The sequence below is a fragment of the Natronorubrum daqingense genome (assembly GCF_001971705.1).
GTDB classification, from domain to species: Archaea; Halobacteriota; Halobacteria; order Halobacteriales; family Natrialbaceae; genus Natronorubrum; species Natronorubrum daqingense.
This window is the reverse complement of the sequence record NZ_CP019330.1, coordinates 24,130-46,226: the sequence shown is the minus strand read 5'-3', so window position 1 is coordinate 46,226 and position 22,097 is coordinate 24,130. Positions and strand designations below refer to the sequence as shown.

Annotated in this window: 31 protein-coding genes and 1 pseudogene; 29 read left to right on the top strand and 3 right to left on the bottom strand. The window is 58.1% G+C overall.

Annotated elements, in window-relative coordinates:
* Positions 1 to 10: 10 nt before the first annotated feature.
* The 3 genes from BB347_RS18720 (at position 11) to BB347_RS18705 (ending at position 5,601) form a co-directional block, all read left to right on the top strand.
* The gene (locus BB347_RS18720) at positions 11 to 1,051 is read left to right on the top strand and encodes a Cdc6/Cdc18 family protein (protein WP_076584194.1); all 1,041 of its coding nucleotides are present in this window, start codon (positions 11 to 13) and stop codon (positions 1,049 to 1,051) included.
* 694 nt (positions 1,052 to 1,745) lie between these two features.
* On the top strand, positions 1,746 to 2,057 hold the full coding sequence (locus BB347_RS18710; RefSeq protein ID WP_076584196.1) for a hypothetical protein: 312 nt from the start codon (positions 1,746 to 1,748) through the stop codon (positions 2,055 to 2,057).
* 448 nt (positions 2,058 to 2,505) lie between these two features.
* Positions 2,506 to 5,601 (top strand): hypothetical protein, encoded by a 3,096-nt coding sequence (locus tag BB347_RS18705; protein WP_076584198.1) that lies wholly within the window; start codon positions 2,506 to 2,508, stop codon positions 5,599 to 5,601.
* On the opposite strand, the gene BB347_RS18700 is transcribed toward BB347_RS18705, so the two are convergent.
* On the bottom strand, positions 5,598 to 6,059 hold the full coding sequence (locus BB347_RS18700) for a hypothetical protein (RefSeq protein WP_076584199.1): 462 nt from the start codon (positions 6,057 to 6,059) through the stop codon (positions 5,598 to 5,600). The two genes, BB347_RS18705 and BB347_RS18700, sit on opposite strands and share 4 nt — an antisense overlap.
* Positions 6,060 to 6,119: 60 nt before the next feature.
* On the bottom strand, positions 6,120 to 6,350 hold the full coding sequence (locus tag BB347_RS19900) for a helix-turn-helix domain-containing protein (protein WP_076584202.1): 231 nt from the start codon (positions 6,348 to 6,350) through the stop codon (positions 6,120 to 6,122).
* 367 nt (positions 6,351 to 6,717) lie between these two features.
* Between BB347_RS19900 and BB347_RS18690 the strand changes: the two genes are divergently transcribed.
* The 13 genes from BB347_RS18690 (at position 6,718) to BB347_RS18635 (ending at position 14,973) form a co-directional block, all read left to right on the top strand.
* Positions 6,718 to 7,320 carry a hypothetical protein gene (locus BB347_RS18690; protein ID WP_076584204.1) on the top strand — a complete coding sequence of 201 codons (603 nt, stop codon included), beginning with the start codon at positions 6,718 to 6,720 and terminating at the stop codon, positions 7,318 to 7,320.
* Positions 7,320 to 7,637 (top strand): hypothetical protein, encoded by a 318-nt coding sequence (locus BB347_RS18685; RefSeq protein WP_076584205.1) that lies wholly within the window; start codon positions 7,320 to 7,322, stop codon positions 7,635 to 7,637. The genes BB347_RS18690 and BB347_RS18685 overlap by 1 nt, the downstream gene beginning before the upstream one ends.
* Positions 7,637 to 8,299, top strand: coding sequence for a hypothetical protein (locus tag BB347_RS18680; RefSeq protein WP_077202652.1), 663 nt, complete (start codon positions 7,637 to 7,639; stop codon positions 8,297 to 8,299). The genes BB347_RS18685 and BB347_RS18680 overlap by 1 nt, the downstream gene beginning before the upstream one ends.
* Entirely contained in the window at positions 8,296 to 8,589 is a 294-nt protein-coding gene (locus tag BB347_RS18675) for a helix-turn-helix domain-containing protein (RefSeq protein ID WP_076584208.1), read from the top strand. The genes BB347_RS18680 and BB347_RS18675 overlap by 4 nt, the downstream gene beginning before the upstream one ends.
* Positions 8,586 to 8,852 (top strand): DUF7563 family protein, encoded by a 267-nt coding sequence (locus tag BB347_RS18670; protein WP_076584209.1) that lies wholly within the window; start codon positions 8,586 to 8,588, stop codon positions 8,850 to 8,852. The genes BB347_RS18675 and BB347_RS18670 overlap by 4 nt, the downstream gene beginning before the upstream one ends.
* The gene (locus BB347_RS18665; protein WP_076584210.1) at positions 8,849 to 10,600 is read left to right on the top strand and encodes a DNA cytosine methyltransferase; all 1,752 of its coding nucleotides are present in this window, start codon (positions 8,849 to 8,851) and stop codon (positions 10,598 to 10,600) included. Before BB347_RS18670 ends, BB347_RS18665 begins: the two co-directional genes overlap by 4 nt.
* A complete protein-coding gene (locus BB347_RS18660; protein ID WP_076584211.1) occupies positions 10,593 to 10,826 on the top strand; it encodes a MarR family transcriptional regulator in 234 nt (77 codons plus the stop codon). Before BB347_RS18665 ends, BB347_RS18660 begins: the two co-directional genes overlap by 8 nt.
* Entirely contained in the window at positions 10,823 to 11,296 is a 474-nt protein-coding gene (locus BB347_RS18655; RefSeq protein ID WP_076584212.1) for a hypothetical protein, read from the top strand. The genes BB347_RS18660 and BB347_RS18655 overlap by 4 nt, the downstream gene beginning before the upstream one ends.
* Positions 11,297 to 11,393: 97 nt before the next feature.
* A complete protein-coding gene (locus tag BB347_RS19860) occupies positions 11,394 to 11,525 on the top strand; it encodes a hypothetical protein (protein ID WP_257787648.1) in 132 nt (43 codons plus the stop codon).
* A complete protein-coding gene (locus BB347_RS18650; protein WP_076584214.1) occupies positions 11,522 to 11,725 on the top strand; it encodes a hypothetical protein in 204 nt (67 codons plus the stop codon). Before BB347_RS19860 ends, BB347_RS18650 begins: the two co-directional genes overlap by 4 nt.
* 325 nt (positions 11,726 to 12,050) lie before the next feature.
* Positions 12,051 to 13,004 (top strand): hypothetical protein, encoded by a 954-nt coding sequence (locus BB347_RS18645; RefSeq protein WP_139327077.1) that lies wholly within the window; start codon positions 12,051 to 12,053, stop codon positions 13,002 to 13,004.
* A 106-nt stretch (positions 13,005 to 13,110) separates the two neighbouring features.
* Positions 13,111 to 14,172: a hypothetical protein gene (locus tag BB347_RS18640; protein WP_076584217.1), complete on the top strand. Its 1,062-nt coding sequence runs from the start codon at positions 13,111 to 13,113 to the stop codon at positions 14,170 to 14,172.
* 129 nt (positions 14,173 to 14,301) lie between these two features.
* On the top strand, positions 14,302 to 14,973 hold the full coding sequence (locus tag BB347_RS18635; protein ID WP_076584289.1) for a tyrosine-type recombinase/integrase: 672 nt from the start codon (positions 14,302 to 14,304) through the stop codon (positions 14,971 to 14,973).
* 605 nt (positions 14,974 to 15,578) lie between these two features.
* Here the strand turns inward: BB347_RS18635 and BB347_RS18630 are convergent.
* Positions 15,579 to 15,821, bottom strand: a complete 243-nt coding sequence (locus BB347_RS18630; protein WP_083687830.1) for a winged helix-turn-helix domain-containing protein — start codon at positions 15,819 to 15,821, stop codon at positions 15,579 to 15,581.
* Positions 15,822 to 15,933: 112 nt separating this feature from the next.
* Between BB347_RS18630 and BB347_RS18625 the strand changes: the two genes are divergently transcribed.
* The 13 genes and pseudogenes from BB347_RS18625 (at position 15,934) to BB347_RS18575 (ending at position 22,093) form a co-directional block, all read left to right on the top strand.
* Positions 15,934 to 16,116, top strand: coding sequence for a hypothetical protein (locus BB347_RS18625; protein ID WP_076584219.1), 183 nt, complete (start codon positions 15,934 to 15,936; stop codon positions 16,114 to 16,116).
* Entirely contained in the window at positions 16,113 to 16,283 is a 171-nt protein-coding gene (locus BB347_RS19140; RefSeq protein ID WP_157525033.1) for a hypothetical protein, read from the top strand. The genes BB347_RS18625 and BB347_RS19140 overlap by 4 nt, the downstream gene beginning before the upstream one ends.
* Complete coding sequence (locus BB347_RS18620; RefSeq protein WP_076584221.1) at positions 16,276 to 16,683, top strand: hypothetical protein; 408 nt, start codon at positions 16,276 to 16,278, stop codon at positions 16,681 to 16,683. Before BB347_RS19140 ends, BB347_RS18620 begins: the two co-directional genes overlap by 8 nt.
* On the top strand, positions 16,680 to 16,877 hold the full coding sequence (locus tag BB347_RS18615) for a hypothetical protein (RefSeq protein WP_076584222.1): 198 nt from the start codon (positions 16,680 to 16,682) through the stop codon (positions 16,875 to 16,877). The genes BB347_RS18620 and BB347_RS18615 overlap by 4 nt, the downstream gene beginning before the upstream one ends.
* 86 nt (positions 16,878 to 16,963) lie before the next feature.
* Positions 16,964 to 17,281 carry a hypothetical protein gene (locus tag BB347_RS18610; protein WP_157525031.1) on the top strand — a complete coding sequence of 106 codons (318 nt, stop codon included), beginning with the start codon at positions 16,964 to 16,966 and terminating at the stop codon, positions 17,279 to 17,281.
* Entirely contained in the window at positions 17,281 to 17,472 is a 192-nt protein-coding gene (locus BB347_RS19135; RefSeq protein ID WP_139327078.1) for a hypothetical protein, read from the top strand. Before BB347_RS18610 ends, BB347_RS19135 begins: the two co-directional genes overlap by 1 nt.
* Positions 17,473 to 17,654: 182 nt before the next feature.
* Positions 17,655 to 18,077: a hypothetical protein gene (locus BB347_RS18605; RefSeq protein WP_076584225.1), complete on the top strand. Its 423-nt coding sequence runs from the start codon at positions 17,655 to 17,657 to the stop codon at positions 18,075 to 18,077.
* Positions 18,074 to 18,979 (top strand): DNA adenine methylase, encoded by a 906-nt coding sequence (locus BB347_RS18600; protein WP_076584227.1) that lies wholly within the window; start codon positions 18,074 to 18,076, stop codon positions 18,977 to 18,979. The genes BB347_RS18605 and BB347_RS18600 overlap by 4 nt, the downstream gene beginning before the upstream one ends.
* The gene (locus BB347_RS19130; RefSeq protein ID WP_157525028.1) at positions 18,979 to 19,131 is read left to right on the top strand and encodes a hypothetical protein; all 153 of its coding nucleotides are present in this window, start codon (positions 18,979 to 18,981) and stop codon (positions 19,129 to 19,131) included. Before BB347_RS18600 ends, BB347_RS19130 begins: the two co-directional genes overlap by 1 nt.
* Before the next feature lie 447 nt (positions 19,132 to 19,578).
* Positions 19,579 to 19,821, top strand: a complete 243-nt coding sequence (locus BB347_RS18590; RefSeq protein ID WP_139327079.1) for a hypothetical protein — start codon at positions 19,579 to 19,581, stop codon at positions 19,819 to 19,821.
* Positions 19,822 to 20,195: 374 nt separating this feature from the next.
* Positions 20,196 to 20,402: pseudogene (locus BB347_RS18585) on the top strand (hypothetical protein); the annotation flags it as partial.
* A 423-nt stretch (positions 20,403 to 20,825) separates the two neighbouring features.
* A complete protein-coding gene (locus BB347_RS18580; protein ID WP_076584233.1) occupies positions 20,826 to 21,710 on the top strand; it encodes a ParA family protein in 885 nt (294 codons plus the stop codon).
* The gene (locus BB347_RS18575; RefSeq protein ID WP_076584235.1) at positions 21,707 to 22,093 is read left to right on the top strand and encodes a hypothetical protein; all 387 of its coding nucleotides are present in this window, start codon (positions 21,707 to 21,709) and stop codon (positions 22,091 to 22,093) included. The genes BB347_RS18580 and BB347_RS18575 overlap by 4 nt, the downstream gene beginning before the upstream one ends.
* Positions 22,094 to 22,097: the final 4 nt, after the last annotated feature.

Here is a 22,097-nt window from a genome sequence, read left to right as displayed (position 1 = left end):
TGTGACAGTCATGATTACCGATTACGCCGTCCTCCAAACCGACGTCCAGCCCGACAGAGAGATTATTATGCAACGGGACGGCCAAATCGATCATCTAACCTCCGTTCTCGAGCCGATCACCCACGGCGTCGCCCCCAACGGTGCGTTCGTCCACGGGCCACCGGGAGCGGGCAAAACGTGTGCCGTCCGCTCTGTCTGTTCCGAGCTCGAGCGCGTCGTCTATCTCGATTGTCTGGGGTCGCACTCGCGCCGCTCAGTTCTGAATCGCGTCCTCGAAGGGTTGGGAGAGGGCGCGACACTCGAGCGGCGCTCGATCGCGACCGACGACCTCTCCTCACTCGTCCGGCAGGCCATCGAAAAGCCGACCGTCGTCGTTCTCGATGAAGCCGACCAGATCGACGAGTTGCGTGTGCTCCACGAACTGTACGGCATCCCGGACCTGACGCTCGTGTTGATTTCGAACGAGTCCTGGCGCGAGTTCGATTTGCGAGAGGTCGAGTCCCACCCGCGTCTCGATTCGCGTATTCGGGCGCTCGAGGAGATACCGTTTTCTGCGTATTCCGATACGGAGCTCGTCTCGATTCTCGAGAAACGGGTGAGCGTCGGCGTCGAGCCCGGTGTGGTCATGGGCTCGGAGTTGGAGTACATCGCGCGACTCGCCGAGAATGATGCTCGAGTCGCGATTGCCCACTTGTATCATAGCGTTCGCGCGGCCGATCGGGGAGGCAGAGACCGAGTTACGCGTGCGCTGATTGATCGATCGAAGTCCGATGCCACTCGGGATATCATCCGGTCGCGGTTATCGGCACTCTCGAGAGAGCAACGCGTCTCACTCGAGGCGCTCGCCGAGATCGCGCCCGCGACCAGTGGAGAGATGTTCCACGCCTACGCTGAGTGTTCGGAGTCGGCTGTTCGAAAGCGGACGCTTCGGGGGTGGCTGCCGAAATTCAAGAACTACGAGTTGGTGGACGTGGAGGGGCCAGAGCACGAGCCCCGGTACAGTGTTCGCGAGGTCGTGCTCGAGGAGTTGGGAGTTGTGGCACGAGGATAGAGTTTAGTCGTCCTTGAGGTCCTCTGGTTCAAGATTGTCAGCAAGGAACTCGCATCCTTTCTCCGTAATTCGGTACGCCGCGGCATCAGAATGTCGCTCGAGGAGTCCGTTATCTGTTAACTCTCGGCATCGGTTAGAGATGTGTCGGCGTGTATATGGTAGGTTTAACGCAAGAGTTGGTGCTTTCACCCAATCACCATTATAATCTGCGATTTTTCTCACAATTGGCCGGTCTGACGGCCTCAACCAGTCGACATCTCTGTGCATTCCGTCGTCGCCACCGTCGGCTGAATGATTCATAATCTTGTGTGGTTGTAATTTTTCAATACCAATAGTCGTATCGTATGATACGGGTTCCGTAGTCAAAGCTTAAGTAGCAGTGGCATAATGGTGTGACTATCAGCGAAATTGAGACATTGGCCGGGCTACCCGTTCGTGAAAATCAATCGGACGGACGTGCCACAAACACGCCGCCCAATGGGCTGATAACGCTGATACCCTACCATGGCAGATGACGCGCGACCCCAAAACTATGCCGGACCTACAACAGTTGCGCTGCGCGCAACGTCAGGTTTCCCGACTGGTTCGCGCCTGCTCTGTCAGGGTGGAAGATCGAAATCGCAAGACGGCAGAGGGTGGAACGGGTGGAAGCGACCCTCCCCTCGTTAAGCCCCCCGAAGCCGTATCAGATACCATGGCACTCACGCAAACACACACGATCGGACACTCGGCACGCGAACACACGACGGTCGACCTCGGTGAGATCGTCGCGGACGTCCCACCGGGGACGACCTGCGACCTCGCCGTGGCCGGCGACCGCTCGAGTTACGAGCTCGAGTTCACGCGTCGCGAGACTCGATGGACTGTCGAAGGGGCAGGCGACGTCGCCGAACTGACGGCCGTCTACGCTGTTGGCGGTGACCAGGTCGGGAAACCCGAGCGCGTCCCCGGCTGGATTCGGGCCGTCTGCGCTGAGTTGGAGATCCGCGAGGTGTCCATGCGCTGATGGTCCGAGATAGTATCGGCCACTCCTCGTTGTTTGGGCAGCGAGAGAGTGAACTGAAGACGGCTGTTTGGGCAGCCGTTGGCTGTGAGTTAGCCAACACAATCCACTGGGAAGTGAATGAATATAACGTCAGACAGTCCGACTAGATTTAAGACGGGCGCGTTCGTTCGTTTCGGATATGCACAGCTAAGGAAAATTTACCGCAGGGCGCTGGGGCAAAGCCCGCCACGCCAGAACCACTCAATCACTCTGGTTTTGGCGGGCTTTGGTCTTAAGCTTTCCCCCACGACGACTGGCGAGACTCGAATTTCCGAGTTCGCGCCCGGTCGACGAGTGGTGAGTGTGCGCTCTGTTATCGAGGTTTCCAATACATGAGCTACGAGCCCACACCCACCGAAGAGAGTGCCGTTTTCCATACACAGCCAGCCGCCAGCATGGTGATTTTCAAATGAGCGGGTTCGACATCCTCCCCTGCAAAACCTGTGAGAATACCTGGCTTCAGGAATCAGGCTGGCAGGCACACGACACAGTTTCGTGCCCACACTGCGGTTCCGAACGCGCCACAAACCTCGTCAAGATTCGCGGCTCGCAAGAAACCAAGGCCCGTGCGGCCGAGCTTCGGTCGCGTATCGAGGCTGGCGAAGCCGACGAATCCGACATCTACGAACGGTTTATCGAAGATCGTGGCCAGTACGCAGAGCAACACGCGGAGGTCGAACAGCAGATCGATTCGTTCACGCTGGACGCCGACAAGATGGACCTCACGCCCATCGAGTCCGACCGCTACGACACGCTCGCGAAGACCGTCCTCGAGCCGGGCCGGCGGAAATTCGAGGAATGGGCAGACGAGTACAGCGGCATCGGTGTCAGCGCCTTCGAAGACGAGATTTCACTCGAGAACCCAGAGCACGAGATTTGCCAGGAGTACGTCGACGATGCACTTGATGGGTGGAGTGAGCGCGCTGATCGTGACGCACACGCACGCGGATCGATTACGGTCACTGAGACACAGCCTGTCTCGTCAGTCACAACAGTCGAACTCGGTTCGACGACTGTCACAGAGTTCTGGAACGATCTGTTCCAATCAACCGGGCTGCAACAGACGCTTGCAGACGCGATTGGAAGCCGGTTCGGGAACCTTGACGCGAACGAGTGTTACGACGAACTTCAAGAGATGGGCGTCCCGTTCTGGCTTCGGACCCCGATCGCCGCCGCAGTCAACGGCCAGACGCGATCGATTTGGCAGCTCGTCACTGAGCTCACACCGACGCTTTCCGCAAACCCACTTGCTGCAACAGAGGATTTGTTGACTGTTGCCAGTTTGTTCGGCGCGCTCGAGGAGGACCCGACAGTCGCCGTCGTCGTTCGCGAGCCGTTCGTCGACCCGAAACAGGTGCGACGTGACCAGCGTGTCGATATCTGCGACCTACTGAGTGTGCTTGCCGCCGGATTGGATCTGCAACTCGTCGGATCACCGAACACCCTCCAGAAGGTCGCCGATCGCCACCGATCGGACCTCGATGGGTTTAGCGAATGGTGCAATCAAGACCGTGCGAGCGAACAAATCGAAGACACTGCGAGCGCCGCACGCCGCGTTCTCGATCCGGACGGTCGGAAGGTTCGAATCCTTCGCCAACTGGCAGCACAACCCGATCAAGTACTCGCACGTGCCGATATTGAAGCTGAACATGATGTGACTACTGCCCGGATTTCGCAGTTGCTCCGGAACGGTTCCGATTCGTTGACCGCCCTTGGATTGGTCTCAGTCTACGGTCCCGATGGCGGCCAGATGGTTGCGCTACAGGCTGCTGGCCAACTCGTTCTCGAGCAGATCAACGCTGACGCAGGACGCCAGTCAAACATCAGCGATCTGGAATTTTTTTCCGGAAATTCGTATAACAAGTGCCGTGTAACCCCGCAGGAGGGAGTGGGTGGGGAGGACGGCCAGGCCGACCAACCGCAGGCCGGCCGCCCGTACCGAACGGACTACGCCAGCCCCAGCACGCACCACGCCGCCGCGGCATGCGCCCGCAACGGGGCTGTGACGGTGGTGCGAGGCGACGTAGAACACGAAAACGGGTTAGATGGGAAAGTACGGCTGGTGAGTTACGACGATGAACGCGACGAAGCGGTTGTGGCCATACAGGCCGCCGAACCGCTACCATACACGACGACGCTTGCAGCCGCATTAGCGAGTGAGGAATTTATAGACCGAGCCCTGCCAGTTGACCGGCTCGAGGATATCACGGAACCGCCGTCACTACTCCGCGACGTTCGGAATATCGGTGGTCTGTCGGCGCATGCTGCCTCGGACGCCCAACAGCTTCGCGACAATCTCGTCGAGTGGGGCCGTGACGTTCAGGATATGACGACCGCACTCCGAAATGAGGACTACCAGGACCGCGACCGGTTCCGGGGATCGATCATCCGATCGGCACACGGGCTTGCCGGCTCGATCGCCCATCTTCTCGAGACTGTCGGCATCGACCTCGTTCGCGAGATTCGCGTTCCTGGCGGTCGGAATATCGAGAAACAGCTTCGACCACTCGCGAAGTCGATCGGTATCTCGGCGGCTATCCAGTCCGAATACCGAAAATTCGCACCGTACCGACAACTGTTTGATGTCCCAGACTGCGACAAACCGCCGGTTGCCGCCTCGATCGACGCCGAAACCCCGACTGGCGACCTCATCGGCTCGTTCGTGATTCGTGGCCCCGACGTCCATCGGTTCCGTGACGACCTCGAACACTTCCTCGAAACGCCTCGAGAGACACTCGACGATGCGCCAGCGTTTTCGATCGATATCCGTGTTCGCGACCCGAAACGCGCTGATTTCGGACGGATGGCGACACGAATCCTCGCACCCAAAAACATCGGCGTAACGGATCGCGCCGTATCGATCCTCAATGCACTGGTCGCGACGCCACACGATATCGCCGATGCCCTACAACGCCGTCTCGAGCCAGAAGACGATTCGCGACAACTCCGGCCGGATGAACTTCGTGTCGCACTCCGTGGTGTGGACGCTGACGCGTTCGTCCCCGAGCTCCCACGGTCGGTCGGCAAACTCCTATCCGTTTTACTCGCGGCCGACGATTCACTCTCACAGAAACGCCTTGCAGAACTGGCCGACGTAACGGCCCGAACCGTTCGCAATCACGCTGAACGACTCCAGTCCCTCTCGTTGGTCTCACACAGCAGTTCGGGGTGGCGACTCAGTCTCTCGTTCCCAACACGACAGGAACGGAACGATCCTGTTATCCCGGCGTTGACGACTGCCGACGGTCTGTTGATCGATGCGGCAGACGGCCTACTCGAGACGATGTTGCCACCCGATCGGTACGCCGATCCGGATGACCCAGCGGGCAGCACACTCTATTGGCCACAGAACCCACGACAACTGCTCGAGATTGATGAGTTCGAATCGTGGATCTCGATAGCGCTCCGATTACTGGGTGAACAACCTGGGGAGAAACCGGAAAAACTCGTCTCGATGGGTCCAGCGGTGCGACAACAGGCGATTACAGAAGCGGCCGCAGACTAATTCGAACCGGGGATATATTCCCAGAGGCCAGGACTGACGAACTCGAACGGCCCGTCGACGGTCAGGTGACGAACGCGGTCATCGAGCGTACGTTTGTTTTTGATATCGGTGTGCCGACGGTACAGTTGCTTGAGTTCTGGAACCTGAATCTTACATCGGCCACGGTCTTCGAGCGCATCGAGGACAGCCTGGTCTCGTGGGTTCGTGCCACCGGCACTACTGTCGGCTTTGATCCCACCCGCCGGGACACGCCGATCGAGGTCGTCGACCCGCGCCTCGAGCTTGCGCTTCTCTGCATCCAATCGCTTGAACTCGATGATAAAATCCTCAATTGCCGATAGCAACTCGACCACCTGCTCGTTGTCGGATGAATCACTGAGTGCTGACACATCGTCTTGCACCCGATCGATATCCTGCCGGATAACGGACTCACTCGAGGGTTCTGATTCGGCACTCATTGTGATAGGTCCTACAACAGACAGAAGTATAAACGCTGCCCTACCGGACTGAAAGTAAACTCAAATCGTCTGCCAGAGGAACGCTCCGCTTCGTTTCGACTGCTCAAGTTCACCCCGTTCCGCGAGTTTTTCGAGATTTCGACGGGCAGTATTCCTGTGACACTCGAGTTCCTCTGCCACTTCGCCTGTCGTCGTTGGTTCGAGCCGCCGAACGGCCTCGAGGTATTGATTTGAAGAATACTCGGACCCGTACCGGCCGCTGTCCTGATCCCGTCGGCGCTCTGGTGACATGGAGGTAGATACGGGTGCGGGGAATATAAAGGGTGGTGCAACTGCACTGTGGGCCGATGTGCAGTTGCACCGAGGGCAAAACCTAAGTATATCCAGTTCAATGTACCAATTAGCACGAACGCCACGCTACCGAGATAGTCCATCTCGCGAAAACGTCATGTTTGGGCATGACGCGCGTGGTCCGTGTTCCACTGGGAAGTGAATAACGAACCATGCGACAGTTACAGACAAACCGACTTAAATCTAGTCGGAACGAATCGGAAGCGGAGAATCGTTCACAACCACCACGCGGTCTCTCACTCACCGCCCAACCAACGTACGACCGCGAGTACAACTCACTCCTAACACTCGAGGAGGCGACCCGCCCATGACCCGATCGGGCTACAATCCCGACGTCGGCGATCGCCACGAGTTCCCGAAGATCAAAGCCGAACACGGCGAGGACCCGTCCAGATTCCTCCAGTCGGGAAAACAACTCGCGAAAGCGCGAATCGCCGGCATTCGCGACCCCGAACTACTCGAGGCCTACCGCGCAGTGACGAAACAGATTCTCTCGGGCTCCTCGAAAACGGAGGTCCTCGAACACCTCGCAGCTCGCGAACGCGAGCTCACGGGCCAACCCGAACCTGAAGAACAACCGATCCCGGCGACCGACGGCGGCGAGATCGTGACCGAACCCGAACCCGAATCCGAACCCGACGAACTCCACCCGGAGACGAAAGGCCTCGAAGTCGGTGAAGTCCTGGTCGTCGACCGCAACGACTCGAGTGAGTACGTCTGGCCGACGACGCCCAACGCGCCACAACCCTACGTGATGCGCGCGTTCGACGCCGAAGATAACGAGAGCATGGAGACGATGCTCTCGATCGGCGAGATACAGTCCCGACTCGGACTCGAGACCGAGACCGTCTCGAACGAGAGCCTCGAGAAAAACGCGCCACGGGCAGCGGCAACGCGGGGTGAGAAATGATGCCCCGAACGCGCGACGAACTCCACGAGCGCGCCTACAGAGCGGCAGAGCGCTACGCGCCGCAGGATGTCGTGGACGAACTCGAGGACGAACGCGAGATTCGAACTGATGGCGGAGCTTCCACAGATGGAATTGATCGCGGGATATACCTTGCAGCGGACACTCCGCGGACGTTCGCTCCACTCGCGCTGGAAGATGGAGGGGGAGATAAAGAGCTACTCGCGGATGCTCTTGAGGGTATCCTTACTGACGACGAACTCGAGGAATTGGTCCGTTCACTACAGACAGGAAAACACCAGAACGGGGGCGGTTCGTGATGTCTCCAGACGATACTGGCCAGAGTCGGAGTATCGGAGTCAACGTAATATCGACGGTTCAGGTGCCCGAACAGCACTTAAATAGGGATATGACTGACGGGAAAATCCGGGCGAATATTCTCAAACATGGCGTGTTCGAATCCAACGAGGAATTGGCAGAGTCGATATCGGTGATCCGGGAACGCGTCCCGGATACTGACTACGACGACGAACGCGAAATCCGAACTGATGGCGGAACTTCCACGGATGAGACTGAACTCGACATGCCACACAACTGTATCATGTGCGAGCAAGAAGAGGCGACAAAAACGGTGGAAGAAATTATAAGAGGCGAAGTACGTGAGTTTTCAGTCTGTGCAGCGTGCGAAACTGAAATAAAAGACAAACGATCGGAGAACGCGAATACTGACTCTGACGACGATCGCCAGATTCGAACTGATGGCGGCACATCCTCGAGCGATACTGAGCAGTGCATCGAATGCGGAGATGCGGTTGGAAACAACCCATTTTACGCCAACAGCGGGTTGGTGGCTGGGGCATTCGACGACGTTGAGGATGGAGAGTCGGTTCCAGTCAAAGACGTGTTCGGGTTCAACGATGGGCCATACTGCTCACTCGACTGTTCACTCGACACGGAAACTGAACCGGAGGGGTCCAAATGAGCCACAAACCTGGCCAAAAAGTCACGGACTCGAGAATCCTCGAGCGCGTTCGCGAGTGCTACGCGAACGACGAGACACTCCCGGCGGGCGGCGTCACGGCAGCGACGGTCGCCGAAGAACTGCCGATCGTCGCGATGACGACCAAACGCCGACTCCGTGCACTCGCAGAACAGGGCGACCTCGAGCGCGACTGGGGGCTGACGCCACACGGCAAGCAACTCGCGTACGCGCCCGTCGAGAACACCGAAACCGACCAGCGGCTCGTGGCTGATGGAGGATCGAACCGATGAGCACCAAACGCCCGAGTTGGACGCCGACACAGATGACCTCGAACAACGAGTGCCAGAACTGCGGGGCACACGTCACGCCCCAGACGGCACGCGGTTACGGCGACGAGAATGACGACCTCTGGCACTGCCCGAACTGTCCCGAGATCGCAATCCGAGATATGCGACAGGGGGCGGGCAAAAACCCCGACTACGACCCGGCTATCGACCGCGGCGACACCTCAGACCATCACCCAATCTTTCCACAGCGAGGAGAGAATCGATGACCGACAAACTCGTCGCAGTCGACCTGTTTGCAGGCGCGGGCGGCCTCTCGACGGGACTCGCGAAAGCAATTCTCGACACGCACGCAGAGACGATCGCCCGCGAGACCGGGCTCGAGGCCGACCAGATCACGCTCGATAACGACCGCGTACACTGGTGGATCGGGGAGAACGTCGAGTTACACGCGGTCAATCACTGGGAACACGCGATCGAGACCCACGAGCAAAATCATCCGTGGGCCGAACACTACCACGCGAAAATCGAAGAACTCCACCCACCGGACGTCGTCGAACCGGGCGACGTCGATCTTCTGGTCGGCGGCCCTTCGTGTACGCACTACAGCCGGGCTCGGGGTGGAAAACCCGTGAGCGAACAGAAACGAGCGAGCGGCTGGCACGTTCTGCACTGGGTCGAACTACTCCAGCCCGAACACCTGGTCCTCGAGAACGTCCCCGAGTTTCGCGATTGGGGGCCGATTGTCGACGGACAACCCACTCGCGACGGATCGATCTTCCGACGCTGGGTCGGCATGCTCGAGGCACTCGGCTACTCGGTGCTGTACGACGACGTCGACGAGGCTTACGGGTCCGTCCTGAACGCCGCGGATTTCGGAGAAGCCCAATCTCGAACGCGGCTGTTCATCCTGGCCTCACAATCGATTCGACCGACCGCGCCGGAATCGACTCACTCCGACGCCGATTCGGACAAACCCGACCGCCGGACGGCCGCGGACATCATCGATTGGTCGGACCTCGGTTCGAGTCTGTGGACGCGCGACCTCGAGAACCCACGTGTCCAACCGCTCGCGAAGAGCACGATGTCTCGAATTGCAGAGGGTATTCGTCGTCACTGCGACGACCGACTCGCAGCGCTGGCAGACGCCCTCGAGCAGATCGGCAAGGACGAACTCCGCGAGCTTCGCGAGAACGTCGTCCCGGCCGAACACGCGGCAACCGTCGCCGACGCTATCGATCATCCGTTCCTCGTGCGCGTACCGAGTGGCCGAACGGCCCTCACGACGCCCGAAGCGTTCTGCCTCCGGCAGCAATCGGGCGGCGTCCCGGCACCGACAAACGGCCCGCTCCCAACGGTCGCGAAGAAAGGAGCGATCGGCATGGCGACCGCCCAAACTCGGTCGCTCGTGATGCCGCGCAACGGCCCGCGTCGCGGGATTCATTCGAACCCGCTGTACGACCCGGCGGATCGACCACTACACACGGTCACAGCGAAGAACACGGACGGCTACCTCGTTTCGCCGTCGATCCTGCACTACTCACACGGCGGCTCGCTGCGGGATATTGACGACCCGATGCCGACGATCGCGACCGAGAAAGGTGGCGCGTTCGCACTTTCGAATCCGATCGTTGCACCGTTCCTCGATGAGCACTACGGCAAGGGGCGACCACAGCCGATCGACTCTCCGCTCCCGACCGTCACCAAGAAAGAACGCTTCGCGCTGTGCGTGCCCGAAGTGTTCCCGTACGGCCTCGACGTCCGCTATCGGATGCTCGAGCCACACGAACTCAAGCAGGCTCAGGGCTTCCCCGAGAGCTACGAGCTGGCCGGCGGGACGAAAAAGAGCGTCACGGCACAGATCGGAAACGCCGTGCCCGTAAACCTCGCGCGGGCACTCTGTCGTCACCTGCTCGTCGATGAAACGCCGAGCCTATCGCAGTTCGGCGGCGGTGTCACAGCCGACCCAGCGACGAACGTCCCAGCGTATTCGGAGGTGATCGAGAGCGATGACTGAGAACGGAGCTATCGAACGCGGGCGCAAATACGGCCACGTCCTGACGGCGATCGCGTCGGCCGAGACGCCACCAACGCGCTCGGAGTTAGCACTCGAGACACATCGATCGAAGTCACAACTCAGACGCATCCTCACGAAGCTTCACGAGGAGGACTGCATCGAACCCGTCCCGGATGATGACGACCAGCGACGAGTGCGCTACACACTCGCCTACGAGGTCCAATGAGTACCCAGAATCCACCCACGCAAACGCAACCGACAGCCCGACTCGAGTGGCCGACGCTCGACCTCGAGCACGACCCACAGCCACTCGAGGAAAACGAACGCATCGAAACCGAACAGTCCTCACTCGACGCGTTCGGCGTCCCAAATCCCAGAGAACCAACGCCAACCCCTACGTTTCCGGTCGACGACCGCCCCACGACCGAACAGGCCCCGATCTTCCAGTTCCCGCGCCCGTGGATCGACGATGCCGATCGCCTCGAGCACTATTTCGACGAGCGCGAGTTGTCGATCTCCGACCTGTCGGACCTACTCGGCACGTATCGAAGCTTCGAGACCGTTCGCGACCGCCTCAAGCACTACGGAATCAGAGTTCCCGACGACCATCGGACGCTCGCACAGCGCCTCGAGTCGATGGAGCCGGGCGACGTCGGAGATGATCTTCCAGCGGCATTCCGGGGTGGTGCCGCGTGAGCGACGACCAAGAGCCAGAGTGGAACCTCGTGCCGGAATCCGAACAGGCCTCACAAGCAGACGTCGCTCGAGCAATCAACAGCGCGGAGGGAAACGGATGACGGCCGGCCCAACGCTCGCGGTCCTGTTGGTCGGACTGACCGGACTGGGACTGCTGGTCGCGTACTACGGCGCGCGACTGGCCGCCGAATACCTGCGACTCGAGCACAGCGAGGGCATCCGACGATGAGCACGACCGGCGACCCGTTCGACTACGACCACGATCTCGAAACCCTGGAAGAGCCGACAATCGAGCACACGCACATCAAACGCGACGACTGGCCGGATGAGCTCGCGCTGTTCGATCCGTCCGCGAACCAGGGCGAACTGCGAAATTGGATCGTCGCCGAAGGCACTGAGTCGTTCGTCTCGCTCGAATCGATGCGATAGACCGCGCTGGTATTCACGCCAGACCTCGAGTGCAATTCTCGACGCGCGGTCGTGTGGATGCCCCGGCCCGAGTATCCCGACTGGTCCTCGCACGGACTTGAGCGTCTGTAGCGACCTCGTCACGGCGGACAGACTGACCGTTGCGCTTCGACCACTGGATAGGTCAGTCACAATCGGTTGCGCACCGATCGGGCCCCATTCTCGTGCCTTACACGTTCCTGCCAGACTCGAGAATCTACTCTAGCACTTGCTACTGTATGACATTGGTAGTAATAGACCCAAACGTTTATTGCAGTAGGGTATATTACTACCAAGTAGGAAGATGATGACTGGTAAACTCACCACCGACGACAGCACCGAAGCGAAAATCGCCGACCTGTACGCAGACACCACCGGCACAGAAGTTGAGGTTGTGGCCGAAACAGGGTGCGTCAAAGCCACTGTGACTGGTTTCGACGTTGTGGACCTCGATTCCGAGGGCCACGTCGTGCGCCGCGTCGTTCATCTCGAAATCGACGACAAGCGCAATGCAAAAATCACGATCGACGACGACGGACACGGTCGATTCTCACCGACGCTCGAATACGAAACGTGCGAGGCCTGGAAGACGCACACAACGTGCGAGATTATCGACGACATCCGACGACTAGACGATAGTAACGGCGAGAAGGATATCGTCACCGACGGCGGCGAAGACATCACCGCACACGTTGACGACGAAACGATCGAGAGCGCAATCAACAGCAACGACGGCCCAGACCACCCAGACGCCTGGACTGTCGACGAAATCCGCGACCTACTTGCGTGGGTCCAGCAGTGTGCCGAAGAGGCCTGGGATGTCTACATGGATCAAATCGAAGATGCCAGCGCAGAAGTCGTTTACGAGGACGGTAGCACCGTCGTCCTTTCGACTGGTGACTTCAACAGCGTTGCAGAAGAACTCGAGTTCTACGATGGCGATCTTGAAGTGGGCGATATCGCCATGTCGATCGTCACGGAGATCCACCACGAGCTGGCACGCGAACGGTGTGACTACAGTTGGTCGGTCTCGTACCCCTTCGTCGCCCGCAAGCCCGATGGTGTCGACGACGGCCAAGACTACGTCGAGGCAATCGTAAACGGCCTCCAGCGCAGGGGGCTCACCCCAGGACAGGCATGGGCGTACTACGGCGTCGAAATTCGTGGCAACTCCCAGAATCGCTGGGGGAACCGAAAAGGCGACCACGATCACAAAAACGTCTCGGACGCACTCGAGAAGGCGAAGCAGAAACTGCCGTGACCGGCTGGGCGGATCTACTGTATCATCATACCACCTGGGCCACATTACAACCTATAGTAGTAAGGTATAAGTACTCGGCGGTACTACCTATGGTTGTAGAAGAAAGATGACTCAGGAAATCAGCGTCACCAAGACTGAAGATCACTACGAAATGCAGTTCGACGGGGGAAGCGCGTACCCTGTCCCCACGAGCGCGATCGACAAACTCGATGACGATCTCGTCCCCGAGGAGACCGGCGATTCCGTTTCGTTCGTTGGCGAGTACGGCGGTCACAAGCACATGAAGAACTTCGACGTTGAGGAAGTGCTCGAGGCACCTGGCGATGACGAAGCCGACGAAACCGACGACGAGTCTTCTAACGACGAGAACCGCGCGGAGCCGACGAACGAACACGTTAAAGACGACGGATACCAGAAAGCAGCCGGACAGGCCCAGCAGATTGAGGCGCAGCGTGCGTTCAACTCTAAACCTCCTGAGGAAGACAATGGTCGGCTAATGACCGACGGCGGCCAGCCAGCCGACGAAGCCGAACCGACGTTCGACGAGCTAACCGAACTGCTCGAGTCTGGATTGAGTCCCGCCGAGGCAATCGACTACTACGCCGTCGAAGAACGCGGCCGGACGCAATCGGAGTGGTCCGAGGCTCGTGGCTGTAGCCAACAGAGTGTATCGAAAAACGTCAATCAGGCCAAAGAGATCCTATCTGACCCACGCAACCGGATCAACACGGTTCGGGTGCCAGTCGACGACTTGATCGAAGCGCTTCGATTCAACAACCAACCGCCGGAGTACACGAACCGCCGAGCCGCTGTCCTTCGAGTGACGCCGCCGTTCGAATCGACAACTGACGCATCGATCTACTACAGCGAGGAGGGCAACTACTATCCCCCCGACCTCTCACAGGAACCCATTCACATCAACCCGCGCGTGTTCGTCAAGGACCGCGACGACACCCGACTCCCGAATCGCAACGACGAACGCGCTCGAGCGAAAGAGATGCTCGACGACCCAACCGAAGACGAGATTGACGAGTTCGTCACCGAAGCGTTCGACCTGTGGGAAGAGTTCACCCGCAAGGCGCTGAAATCGGAGACCGACATTAACGACAGCGAGCACCAGTACCGGGAGAAACACGTTGTGTCGGTCGAATACCTCGAAGACGAGTAGCTGTTTCAGACCGTTGTGCTTGACTCGGTTGTGCAATTTCGCACGTAGAAGCTTAGAGACGTCTAGTTTCTGGATTAGTGAACGTCACACAGACATACATCTTAATTAGGGATGCGGCCCATTCACTGTATGGTTCGCCACAGCCACCAAGACGCCCTTTCTGAATCGGAGTTCACGCAGCTCCTCGAGTCGACCGACGACCTCTCGAAACCCTACGATGCCGAGTGTCTGTTCGTCCTGGTCGCAGCGGGACGCCTCGGCATGCGCGCGGGAGAGATCGCGCACCTACGCGAGTCGTGGATCGACTGGGATACCAACCAGATCCAAATACCGCGCTTCGATCCCTGCGACCACGGCAAGAACGGTACTGTCTGTGGCTACTGTCGCGCGCAAGCAGACCTTGCTGTCGAGAACGGCACCTACGGAACGCTCGAGGAAGCTGTCGAGAACCGTTGGGAGCCCAAGACTGAGAATAGCGCGCGAGCGATTCCGTTCGATTTCGACCCGTTCATCGAGACCGTTGTCCGCGAGTTCTTCGACGACCGCGACTGCTGGCCACACTCGCGCGTCTCCATCAACCGGCGCGTCGATCGGGTGCTCGAGGCCGCCGGCTATCCGACGTCCAAGTGCTACCCGCACAGCCTTCGGGCGACCGCTGCAAGTCATCACGCCTATCGTGGGCTGCCAGCAGCCGCTCTCCAGTCTCTTTTCGGCTGGAGCAACCTCCAGACCGCACAGAAATACCTCCGGCTCAGTGGCGGTGCAACGGCGAAGGCGCTAAAAGATGCGCACGGCGATTAATTCTATCGGACAGTGATCGGCTGTATAGAATGCCAGTCGAAGTCGTCTTCCGGCCCGTCGTCGTCAGTGTACCAGCCACAATCAAGGCATACGGTTGGATGATGGGCCCCGACGTGGCGGAGTCGGATTGATTCGCAGTCGCCGCAGTGGGGTTCAGTGCCAGTCATACGTCGACCACCTCGTCAGTGTCTCTGAGGCAGCATTCCCCGACAGTACCCGCGTTTGGATGTATAACCGCGTCAAGTGGGAAGCCGCGGTCGATATCATGACCGCACCGGTCGCACTTCATCGGCTATCACCAGCTTGACTCATGAACCAGCGGATCTCTTCCCGATCGAAGAACGACGCGCCACACGACGGGCACTTCTGTCGGCGCGGGTTGAACGAAGGCTCGTCTCTGGTTTCCTGCCACCCACAATCGCAGATATTAACATCAGTCGCCACTGCGCCCACCTCCCAACACCGCTTCTATCTCGATCCGTTCCGGGCAGGCAAGACACTGGTACGTCGATCCGGGCGCGTTCGAGGGGCTGATCTGACGGTGCGGTGTCTCGTCTTCGCAGCCATCACACCAGCGTTCAGTACTTCTCGAGGACCGTTCGGTTTCAGTCATCGGCACCCTCCGAGATTTCATAAAGCCCACGGTGGACCTTCTTAATCAGACCAAGACGCTTCAAGTCCTGGAGTCGCCCTCGGACGTATTCCTGGCTGACGTCAAGCTCATCTGCGAGATAGCTTGGTGTACAACGCCCTTGCTCGAGCATGTCGAGCATCCCGATCTCAGTCTCGGTAAACTCCTCTTCGTCGATCTCCGACCGGTCCATCACGAGTTGATAGCGTTCGTCCATCGTAAGATAGTTTCTATTCAACCTGCTACGGCTTCAGTGTTACGATGGGTAATATACGAAAGACACCTTACTATTAGTAAGAACTAAGTTCTCTCGAGTTGAGAGTAGTGATATGGAAGGAGAGACAGAAAGCGACCAATCCGGAGAAGGAGCCAATCACGTATCCGAAGCGCGGCGGACGGCGATGCGTACCATCGAGGACTGGGACTTCCTGAATGAAGAGGAGAAATACGGCACGCTCCACAAAATAGTCGATCAACTCGCGAAAGCTGAGGGTAATGAGGTGGGAGTATGAGTCTTCACGAGTGTCCGCGATGCGGCAAAGAGGTCGCAACGAACTCCACGTCGGCAGGCGCGTTCAACCTTCCCCCGACGTTACACTGCGTGCACGACGAACAGGCAGTGGAAATGGAAGTGGTCAGCGAGGCCGACCTGCTCGAGGAGGCGATCGTTCATGAGTAGCGACCAATCTGGCGAGGGAGTTCAGCACAGCGATACTAACAACGACGCGGACCTACACGAAACCATGAACGCAGACAACGACACGGCCGAGGTTGAAGAGACGAACGAATGGCACGGCATCCCACAGATGATCGGAGAGGCGATCAACAACACTGATTACGGCGTTCACCACTGGGGCGGATACATCGTCCGGCGGACAGAGGATGACGCGATCGCCATTCACCGAGTCGTCGATCAGGCGACGACTCGTGATGAGCTGGAGACCGAGTCCGACTACGTTGCCGACATGTGGGACTACGTTCTGGCTGGCGAGGACTGCGGATACATCTCACCGCCCGAAGAGGGGTGGGAATCCGAGACCGAGCACCTACCGGAAAGCATCTTCGGGGGTTACGAATGAGCGACCAATCCGGGGACGAGACAGAGCACGTTGTGAGTGAAGTGGCAGTCCGGATGGTCGACGGCGATGGGCCGGACTATCCGATGACTCAAGAGGACTGGGACGAGCTTCGCGACGCTCCGAATCCGTTTGCTGGTTCGTCCAACTCCGACGAGTCGGGCATCGATAGCACACTGGAGTTTCTTCAACAATGACTCAGAATAGCGAACAGTCCGAGGACGGGACCGAACACTCCTCGAACGGAACATACCAAGACCCGTGTCACAAATGCGGGGCGCGGATGATCGGCGTCTCGAAAGAGGAGTACATCGAGCACCTCCGAGAGAACGGGGAAGAGTTGGCCGCCGACATCGTGGAAAAGATGGTGGTGGACGAATCTGATTGTGCCGACGCAAAACCACCAGAGGACGGTAGCGTTTGCGCCGACGCAAGCGGCTACCAGCCCGAAGAGTGTCCCGGGTGTCTCGAGCCGGTCAACGCCTACGTCGAGGTGATCGTTGGCGAGAACGGGACTGTCTCTAAGAAGTCCTGTATTGAGTGCGGCCACGAATGGGTAGAGCGGTATGTAGACACGGATACTCAACGAGGTGAAACGTAATGTCCGCCGATGGTACCAGTCACGACAACTCCTCGAGCGGGACTGAACGCTGGTGCGATGGCTGCGAAGACGAGACCCCGCACCGTCAGATCAGTCCCTCGAGCGCACCCGGATCAACGTTCCAGTGTCTCGCCTGCCCCGAACGGATCGAGATAGAAGCGGCCTTAGGAGGTGGTCGCAGTGGCGACTGACGTTAATATCTGCGATTGCGGATGGCAGGAAACCAGAGGTGAGTCTTCGTTCAACCCGCACCGACAGAAGTGCCCGTCGTGTGGCGCGTCCTTCTTCGACCGTGAAGAGATCCGCTGGTTCATGCGTCAAGCGGGTGATGGCCGATGAGTGCTTTCCGCACACTAAGCACGGGGAGTGAACAATGACGGACAGTGCACGATCTGGAAATGAAGACAATCAGTTCTCGAGTTATCACGCGGAATACTGCGAAAACTGCGGCCAGCTCGTCGACGCAAATGAGGAGATCGCAAACGAACTCGAGGAACCGGTGCATCGGGTCGACATAATCGAGGCTATCGGCCCGTTCGAGGAGGTAGGCGAAACCGTAGCCCTCGAGCAAGGAACGTGCGAGTGCTCTGGGCAGATCGTGAAACGGCACTACGCCTACCCGGCTGGGAACGTTCCTGAACCGGACGTAGAAACACCCGAACCCGACGACGAGGACGCTTACCAGGGGAGACACCCAGACGACGACGCGCTGTTCGCACCGACTGATGAGCCGCAACCGGACGACTTCCAGGAAGTTCGCGAGATTCCAGGCCTCAAAGGCCGTGATTCAGAATGAGCGACCAATCAGAGAAAGACACCTATCACAAAGGCAGTCCGTTCCCGTATCCTGGCGGAAAGGGCAGGTACGCAACGAACATCATCGAGCAGATGCCTGACCACGAATGCTACGTCGAAGTATTCGGCGGTTCCGGGGCCACGCTATACAACAAACCTCGATCGGACTGCGAGGTGTACAACGACGTGAACGACGATTTGGTTCAGTTCTTCCGAGTAGTTCGCGATTGCGTCGACGAGCTGGCCGAGTGGCTCGAGATGGTGCCGTACTCGAGGACTCTTTACGAGCAGTGGGCTTCCGAGTACTACAACGGAGAACGGCCGGACGACCCAGTTGAACGTGCTGGTCGCTTCTACACACTCCGCTTCATGCAGTGGGGCGGCGTCATCGGAATGAAAAACGGGTTCAAGGCCCGTTCCACGTTCCGTAGTCCAGCGAAGACGTTCAACAATGCCCGCGACCGAGTCCGATCCATCGCGAAGAGATTCAGCTCAGTCATAATCGAGAACCAGGACTGGCGAGAAATCCTCGATGCATACGACGGCGGCCACGTCTTCATGTATCTCGACCCGCCGTACCTTGACCGGGGACGATACTATCACGCCGAAGGATTCGATCATGCAGCGCTCGCGAACGCGCTCGTGTCCGTTGATGCGAACTGGATGGTGTCGTACGACGAGGTCCCTGGCGAGTTCGTTGCACAGATGATCGGCGAAACCAGATCCGGTGCGCGGCAGTTCTACGTCCTCGAGATGGACGGCTATCATCAACTCGCTCAGGGACACGGAAGCAGTGGCGATGAGGTGACTGAACGGTTGGTGTGCAACTTTGATCCGACGTCGACGGCACAGTTCGTCGACGGGAGCCAGCACCAGTCAAAACTGTCGGAGGTGTCGGCGTAATGCCCTCCCAGCGAACCATGCGAACCGCGAAGATCCAAAAGCTGCCGTATCAGGAGTGCCCGATCTGTGGAGAGGAGCTGCATGGCGGATACAAGGCTTCGACGTGGCGACGACACCGACGCCAGCACTACGACTGGGGTGAGAAGCTTTGAACAATCAGGATACTCGAACTGATCGCCACCCAGCAGACAAAGCGTACGATGAAGTTTGCGACGAAATGGCCAAAGGTGGACCAGAGTTCCACGATATCGCAGAGCAGGCGGTCCATAGAATGCGGAACCGATGGAAGCAATTTGGTGATGAAAGCCAATCCGACCGCAACGACGCCGAATGGGTCCGCCAGTCGGTGATCGACGACGTACGATCAGGCACTCGGATCTCCCGATCGGGTGCGTGGGTCGCTGAACGGTTCGATGAGCATGGTGAGATCCGAGTCTACAAAGTCGATGAGGTGCTGGAACTATGATCTCCGGCCTGAAGTGCCAAATCGGCCTACACGCCGGCAAGATGCAGACGAGGCACGAAATTCAAGAGGGACAAGGTCTCGAGATCGACGGTCTAAGCGCATTCGTATGTTCCCGCTGCGGGACGGTGATAGAATGGGTGAAAACCTCTCGGATACCGTCTATGGCGTTCCGAAAGAGGTCGCAAAGGATAGGCTTGCGAAGAAGGTCAAAGAGTTCGAAGACCCGGAGGATGCAGCATGGGGCTGGATCGAATATCGATCGCTGGCCTTAGCCCGCCTCGAGCTAGGCGAGCCACCTGTCCCGGAATACCTGGAAGGAAAACTCGAGGTCGACGACGTTAGGAAGGTCATTCGAGGTGAGTACAGTGACGAGTAACGATCAACTCGCGGGCGGGATTTCACAGGAGCGGTCCAAGTTTTCATATTAGTTGCCGTGGTAGTGGGCACATGGCCGAAAACAAATCAGAAGAGAGTTCTAACTCTGATGTTGGCTCGGGCCCCTTTCAGAAACTCGAGATAGCAACGGATCACGAAGATCGTGCTGAACGCCTCCGCGCCGAAGCCAAGCACGAAGTTCTTGAGAAAGTCGACGAAAAAATCCCGTTCGAATGCCGAGTGACGGTGACTCTAAAGGGGAAGGCATTCAACGTGACTTGTACCCCAGATAAATTACAGAAAGATATTGATGACGATTTCGACGAAGAGGTGAACGTAACTACACCAATTCGATTTACTATCGGTGACCAGGATCGGGATCAAGGAGAGCGAATCAAGAGCATCAAGGAACTAATCTCAGACATAGAATTGGAGTATGACGAAGGTGCTCCTGTTGAAGTAATCCTTGAGCGGGCAGCAGATATTGGGATGGACCGTTCGAAGGCTGAACATGAAATAGAGAAACTCAAACAGAAGGGAGAGGTCTACGAACCAATAACGGATTACCTACGACCGACATAGCTTCCACAACCCCATGTGAATGAAGCGCGCGCACGTTACATTGCGACATTGAAGAGTAGCAGGTGCACTCTCGGGGCACAACATCTATCCTCCCAACGCATGTACCTTCACACGCCAACACTAGTTGGCTGTCAAAATACCAGATTCAACTGGGGCGGCTCTGCCGCCACTGACTCCTACTCCTCCTGAGTAGCTACAATAAACTCACCAGTTCCACCAGTCCCGATAGATACACCAGACTCAGTAGTCCCAATAGGTGTAATAGGTGCAGTAGCTGTAATAGGTACAGTAGCTACACCAGCTATTACAGTCGTAAGAGGTAGCATTAAGTAACACTTTGGAGATATACTAATTGCCCGTTGAAACAAGCTTCAGTAGCACAATAGGTACCTATTGGACTTGCGACGGGCGGAGTCAGATACAATGGCAGACACAGACCCACGTGCAGTGAGCGTCGTCATCCTGAAAGGCGGCGTCGGGAAAAGCACCACGTCGATGAATCTCGCTCGCCAGCTCGCAGAGCATGGTAACGTCCTATTCGCGGATCTGGACCCGAACGGTCACGCGACGAATGGGCTCGGATTCGGATCGGTCTACCGTGGTGACACGGACATCGGCGACGTCATTCTCGAGGGCAACTCAACTCCAGGTGATCTCATCGAACCGACCGAGTTCGGCTTTGATCTTCTCCCATCCTCAAACACGCTCGAGGACGTGGAAGATGATCTCAAAGGGGCAATGCAAGGCTCGGCGCGAATCAAACAGAAAATCGTCGACCCGCTACTGGGAGACGAGTACGAGTACATCGTGTTCGATTGCCCGGCGTATCCGGGAATGCTCAACAACAACGCACTCGTCGCGACGGGCAACGTCATCATCCCGATCGAGCCGGGGTCGAGCGCTATCGGTGGGTACCAACGCACGATGGAGCGGCTCATCGAACCCGCCCGTGAGTACATCGACGTGGACGTACTCGCCATCGTCCCGAACAAACTCGAGGATCGGATCGACCAGCAAACTGAGGATAGAGAACTGCTCGAGAACCTGAATACGGCCAGTTACGAAGTCAATCCCGGCGAGGAACTCCCATCGGTCGTACCGAATTTCGCTCGCATCTCGAGCGAGGAATTCGACCAGATTGACGCGGGCGAAATCGAGACACCCAAGCCGGGAATCCGTGCTCGGGCTGCCCTCTCTCGCTCACTGAGCGAGAACCAACCGTTGCAGGATTACAAACCCGACAGCGACCAAATCGAGTACTACGAGGAACTCGCGACCATCGTCTCGAACGGAGGGGTGGACCGATGACGAATCCGTTCGACGACCTCGAGAGCGACGACACGGACGAATCGAGCGAGCCTGACGCACAAGAAGACGCTGAAGCGTCGGCTATCGAATCGAGTCCAACTGAACCCAGCGAACCAGAGCCCGAACCAGACGCCGAATTACCGCCATCTGAGACTGGCCCGGCGTTCGAATACTCCGAAGTACGTCAGCGGCCGCTCTACGCTCGCGATAAGACGTGGTCTGAATTCGAGAAAACGTTCCGGACTCGAATTGGACCGAAACTCGCGGAGGCTGATGTTGTGGACGAAGAAATGCGAGAGACACATGACGCGGTGCTTCGGTTAGCTATCGAAGAACCCGACCGCGTAGCAGAACTCCTACTCGAGGCGCGACGAAACTCGTAACGCC

Excerpts from the sequence above, each read along its gene's own strand:
- BB347_RS18720 (WP_076584194.1), top strand. The coding sequence starts at position 11 with ATGATTACCGATTACGCCGTCCTCCAAACCGACGTCCAGCCCGACAGA.
- BB347_RS18710 (WP_076584196.1), top strand. The coding sequence starts at position 1,746 with ATGGCACTCACGCAAACACACACGATCGGACACTCGGCACGCGAACAC.
- BB347_RS18705 (WP_076584198.1), top strand. The coding sequence starts at position 2,506 with ATGAGCGGGTTCGACATCCTCCCCTGCAAAACCTGTGAGAATACCTGG.
- BB347_RS18700 (WP_076584199.1), bottom strand. The coding sequence starts at position 6,059 with ATGAGTGCCGAATCAGAACCCTCGAGTGAGTCCGTTATCCGGCAGGAT.
- BB347_RS19900 (WP_076584202.1), bottom strand. The coding sequence starts at position 6,350 with ATGTCACCAGAGCGCCGACGGGATCAGGACAGCGGCCGGTACGGGTCC.
- BB347_RS18690 (WP_076584204.1), top strand. The coding sequence starts at position 6,718 with ATGACCCGATCGGGCTACAATCCCGACGTCGGCGATCGCCACGAGTTC.
- BB347_RS18685 (WP_076584205.1), top strand. The coding sequence starts at position 7,320 with ATGCCCCGAACGCGCGACGAACTCCACGAGCGCGCCTACAGAGCGGCA.
- BB347_RS18680 (WP_077202652.1), top strand. The coding sequence starts at position 7,637 with ATGTCTCCAGACGATACTGGCCAGAGTCGGAGTATCGGAGTCAACGTA.
- BB347_RS18675 (WP_076584208.1), top strand. The coding sequence starts at position 8,296 with ATGAGCCACAAACCTGGCCAAAAAGTCACGGACTCGAGAATCCTCGAG.
- BB347_RS18670 (WP_076584209.1), top strand. The coding sequence starts at position 8,586 with ATGAGCACCAAACGCCCGAGTTGGACGCCGACACAGATGACCTCGAAC.
- BB347_RS18665 (WP_076584210.1), top strand. The coding sequence starts at position 8,849 with ATGACCGACAAACTCGTCGCAGTCGACCTGTTTGCAGGCGCGGGCGGC.
- BB347_RS18660 (WP_076584211.1), top strand. The coding sequence starts at position 10,593 with ATGACTGAGAACGGAGCTATCGAACGCGGGCGCAAATACGGCCACGTC.
- BB347_RS18655 (WP_076584212.1), top strand. The coding sequence starts at position 10,823 with ATGAGTACCCAGAATCCACCCACGCAAACGCAACCGACAGCCCGACTC.
- BB347_RS19860 (WP_257787648.1), top strand. The coding sequence starts at position 11,394 with ATGACGGCCGGCCCAACGCTCGCGGTCCTGTTGGTCGGACTGACCGGA.
- BB347_RS18650 (WP_076584214.1), top strand. The coding sequence starts at position 11,522 with ATGAGCACGACCGGCGACCCGTTCGACTACGACCACGATCTCGAAACC.
- BB347_RS18645 (WP_139327077.1), top strand. The coding sequence starts at position 12,051 with ATGACTGGTAAACTCACCACCGACGACAGCACCGAAGCGAAAATCGCC.
- BB347_RS18640 (WP_076584217.1), top strand. The coding sequence starts at position 13,111 with ATGACTCAGGAAATCAGCGTCACCAAGACTGAAGATCACTACGAAATG.
- BB347_RS18635 (WP_076584289.1), top strand. The coding sequence starts at position 14,302 with ATGGTTCGCCACAGCCACCAAGACGCCCTTTCTGAATCGGAGTTCACG.
- BB347_RS18630 (WP_083687830.1), bottom strand. The coding sequence starts at position 15,821 with ATGGACGAACGCTATCAACTCGTGATGGACCGGTCGGAGATCGACGAA.
- BB347_RS18625 (WP_076584219.1), top strand. The coding sequence starts at position 15,934 with ATGGAAGGAGAGACAGAAAGCGACCAATCCGGAGAAGGAGCCAATCAC.
- BB347_RS19140 (WP_157525033.1), top strand. The coding sequence starts at position 16,113 with ATGAGTCTTCACGAGTGTCCGCGATGCGGCAAAGAGGTCGCAACGAAC.
- BB347_RS18620 (WP_076584221.1), top strand. The coding sequence starts at position 16,276 with ATGAGTAGCGACCAATCTGGCGAGGGAGTTCAGCACAGCGATACTAAC.
- BB347_RS18615 (WP_076584222.1), top strand. The coding sequence starts at position 16,680 with ATGAGCGACCAATCCGGGGACGAGACAGAGCACGTTGTGAGTGAAGTG.
- BB347_RS18610 (WP_157525031.1), top strand. The coding sequence starts at position 16,964 with ATGATCGGCGTCTCGAAAGAGGAGTACATCGAGCACCTCCGAGAGAAC.
- BB347_RS19135 (WP_139327078.1), top strand. The coding sequence starts at position 17,281 with ATGTCCGCCGATGGTACCAGTCACGACAACTCCTCGAGCGGGACTGAA.
- BB347_RS18605 (WP_076584225.1), top strand. The coding sequence starts at position 17,655 with ATGACGGACAGTGCACGATCTGGAAATGAAGACAATCAGTTCTCGAGT.
- BB347_RS18600 (WP_076584227.1), top strand. The coding sequence starts at position 18,074 with ATGAGCGACCAATCAGAGAAAGACACCTATCACAAAGGCAGTCCGTTC.
- BB347_RS19130 (WP_157525028.1), top strand. The coding sequence starts at position 18,979 with ATGCCCTCCCAGCGAACCATGCGAACCGCGAAGATCCAAAAGCTGCCG.
- BB347_RS18590 (WP_139327079.1), top strand. The coding sequence starts at position 19,579 with ATGGGTGAAAACCTCTCGGATACCGTCTATGGCGTTCCGAAAGAGGTC.
- BB347_RS18580 (WP_076584233.1), top strand. The coding sequence starts at position 20,826 with ATGGCAGACACAGACCCACGTGCAGTGAGCGTCGTCATCCTGAAAGGC.
- BB347_RS18575 (WP_076584235.1), top strand. The coding sequence starts at position 21,707 with ATGACGAATCCGTTCGACGACCTCGAGAGCGACGACACGGACGAATCG.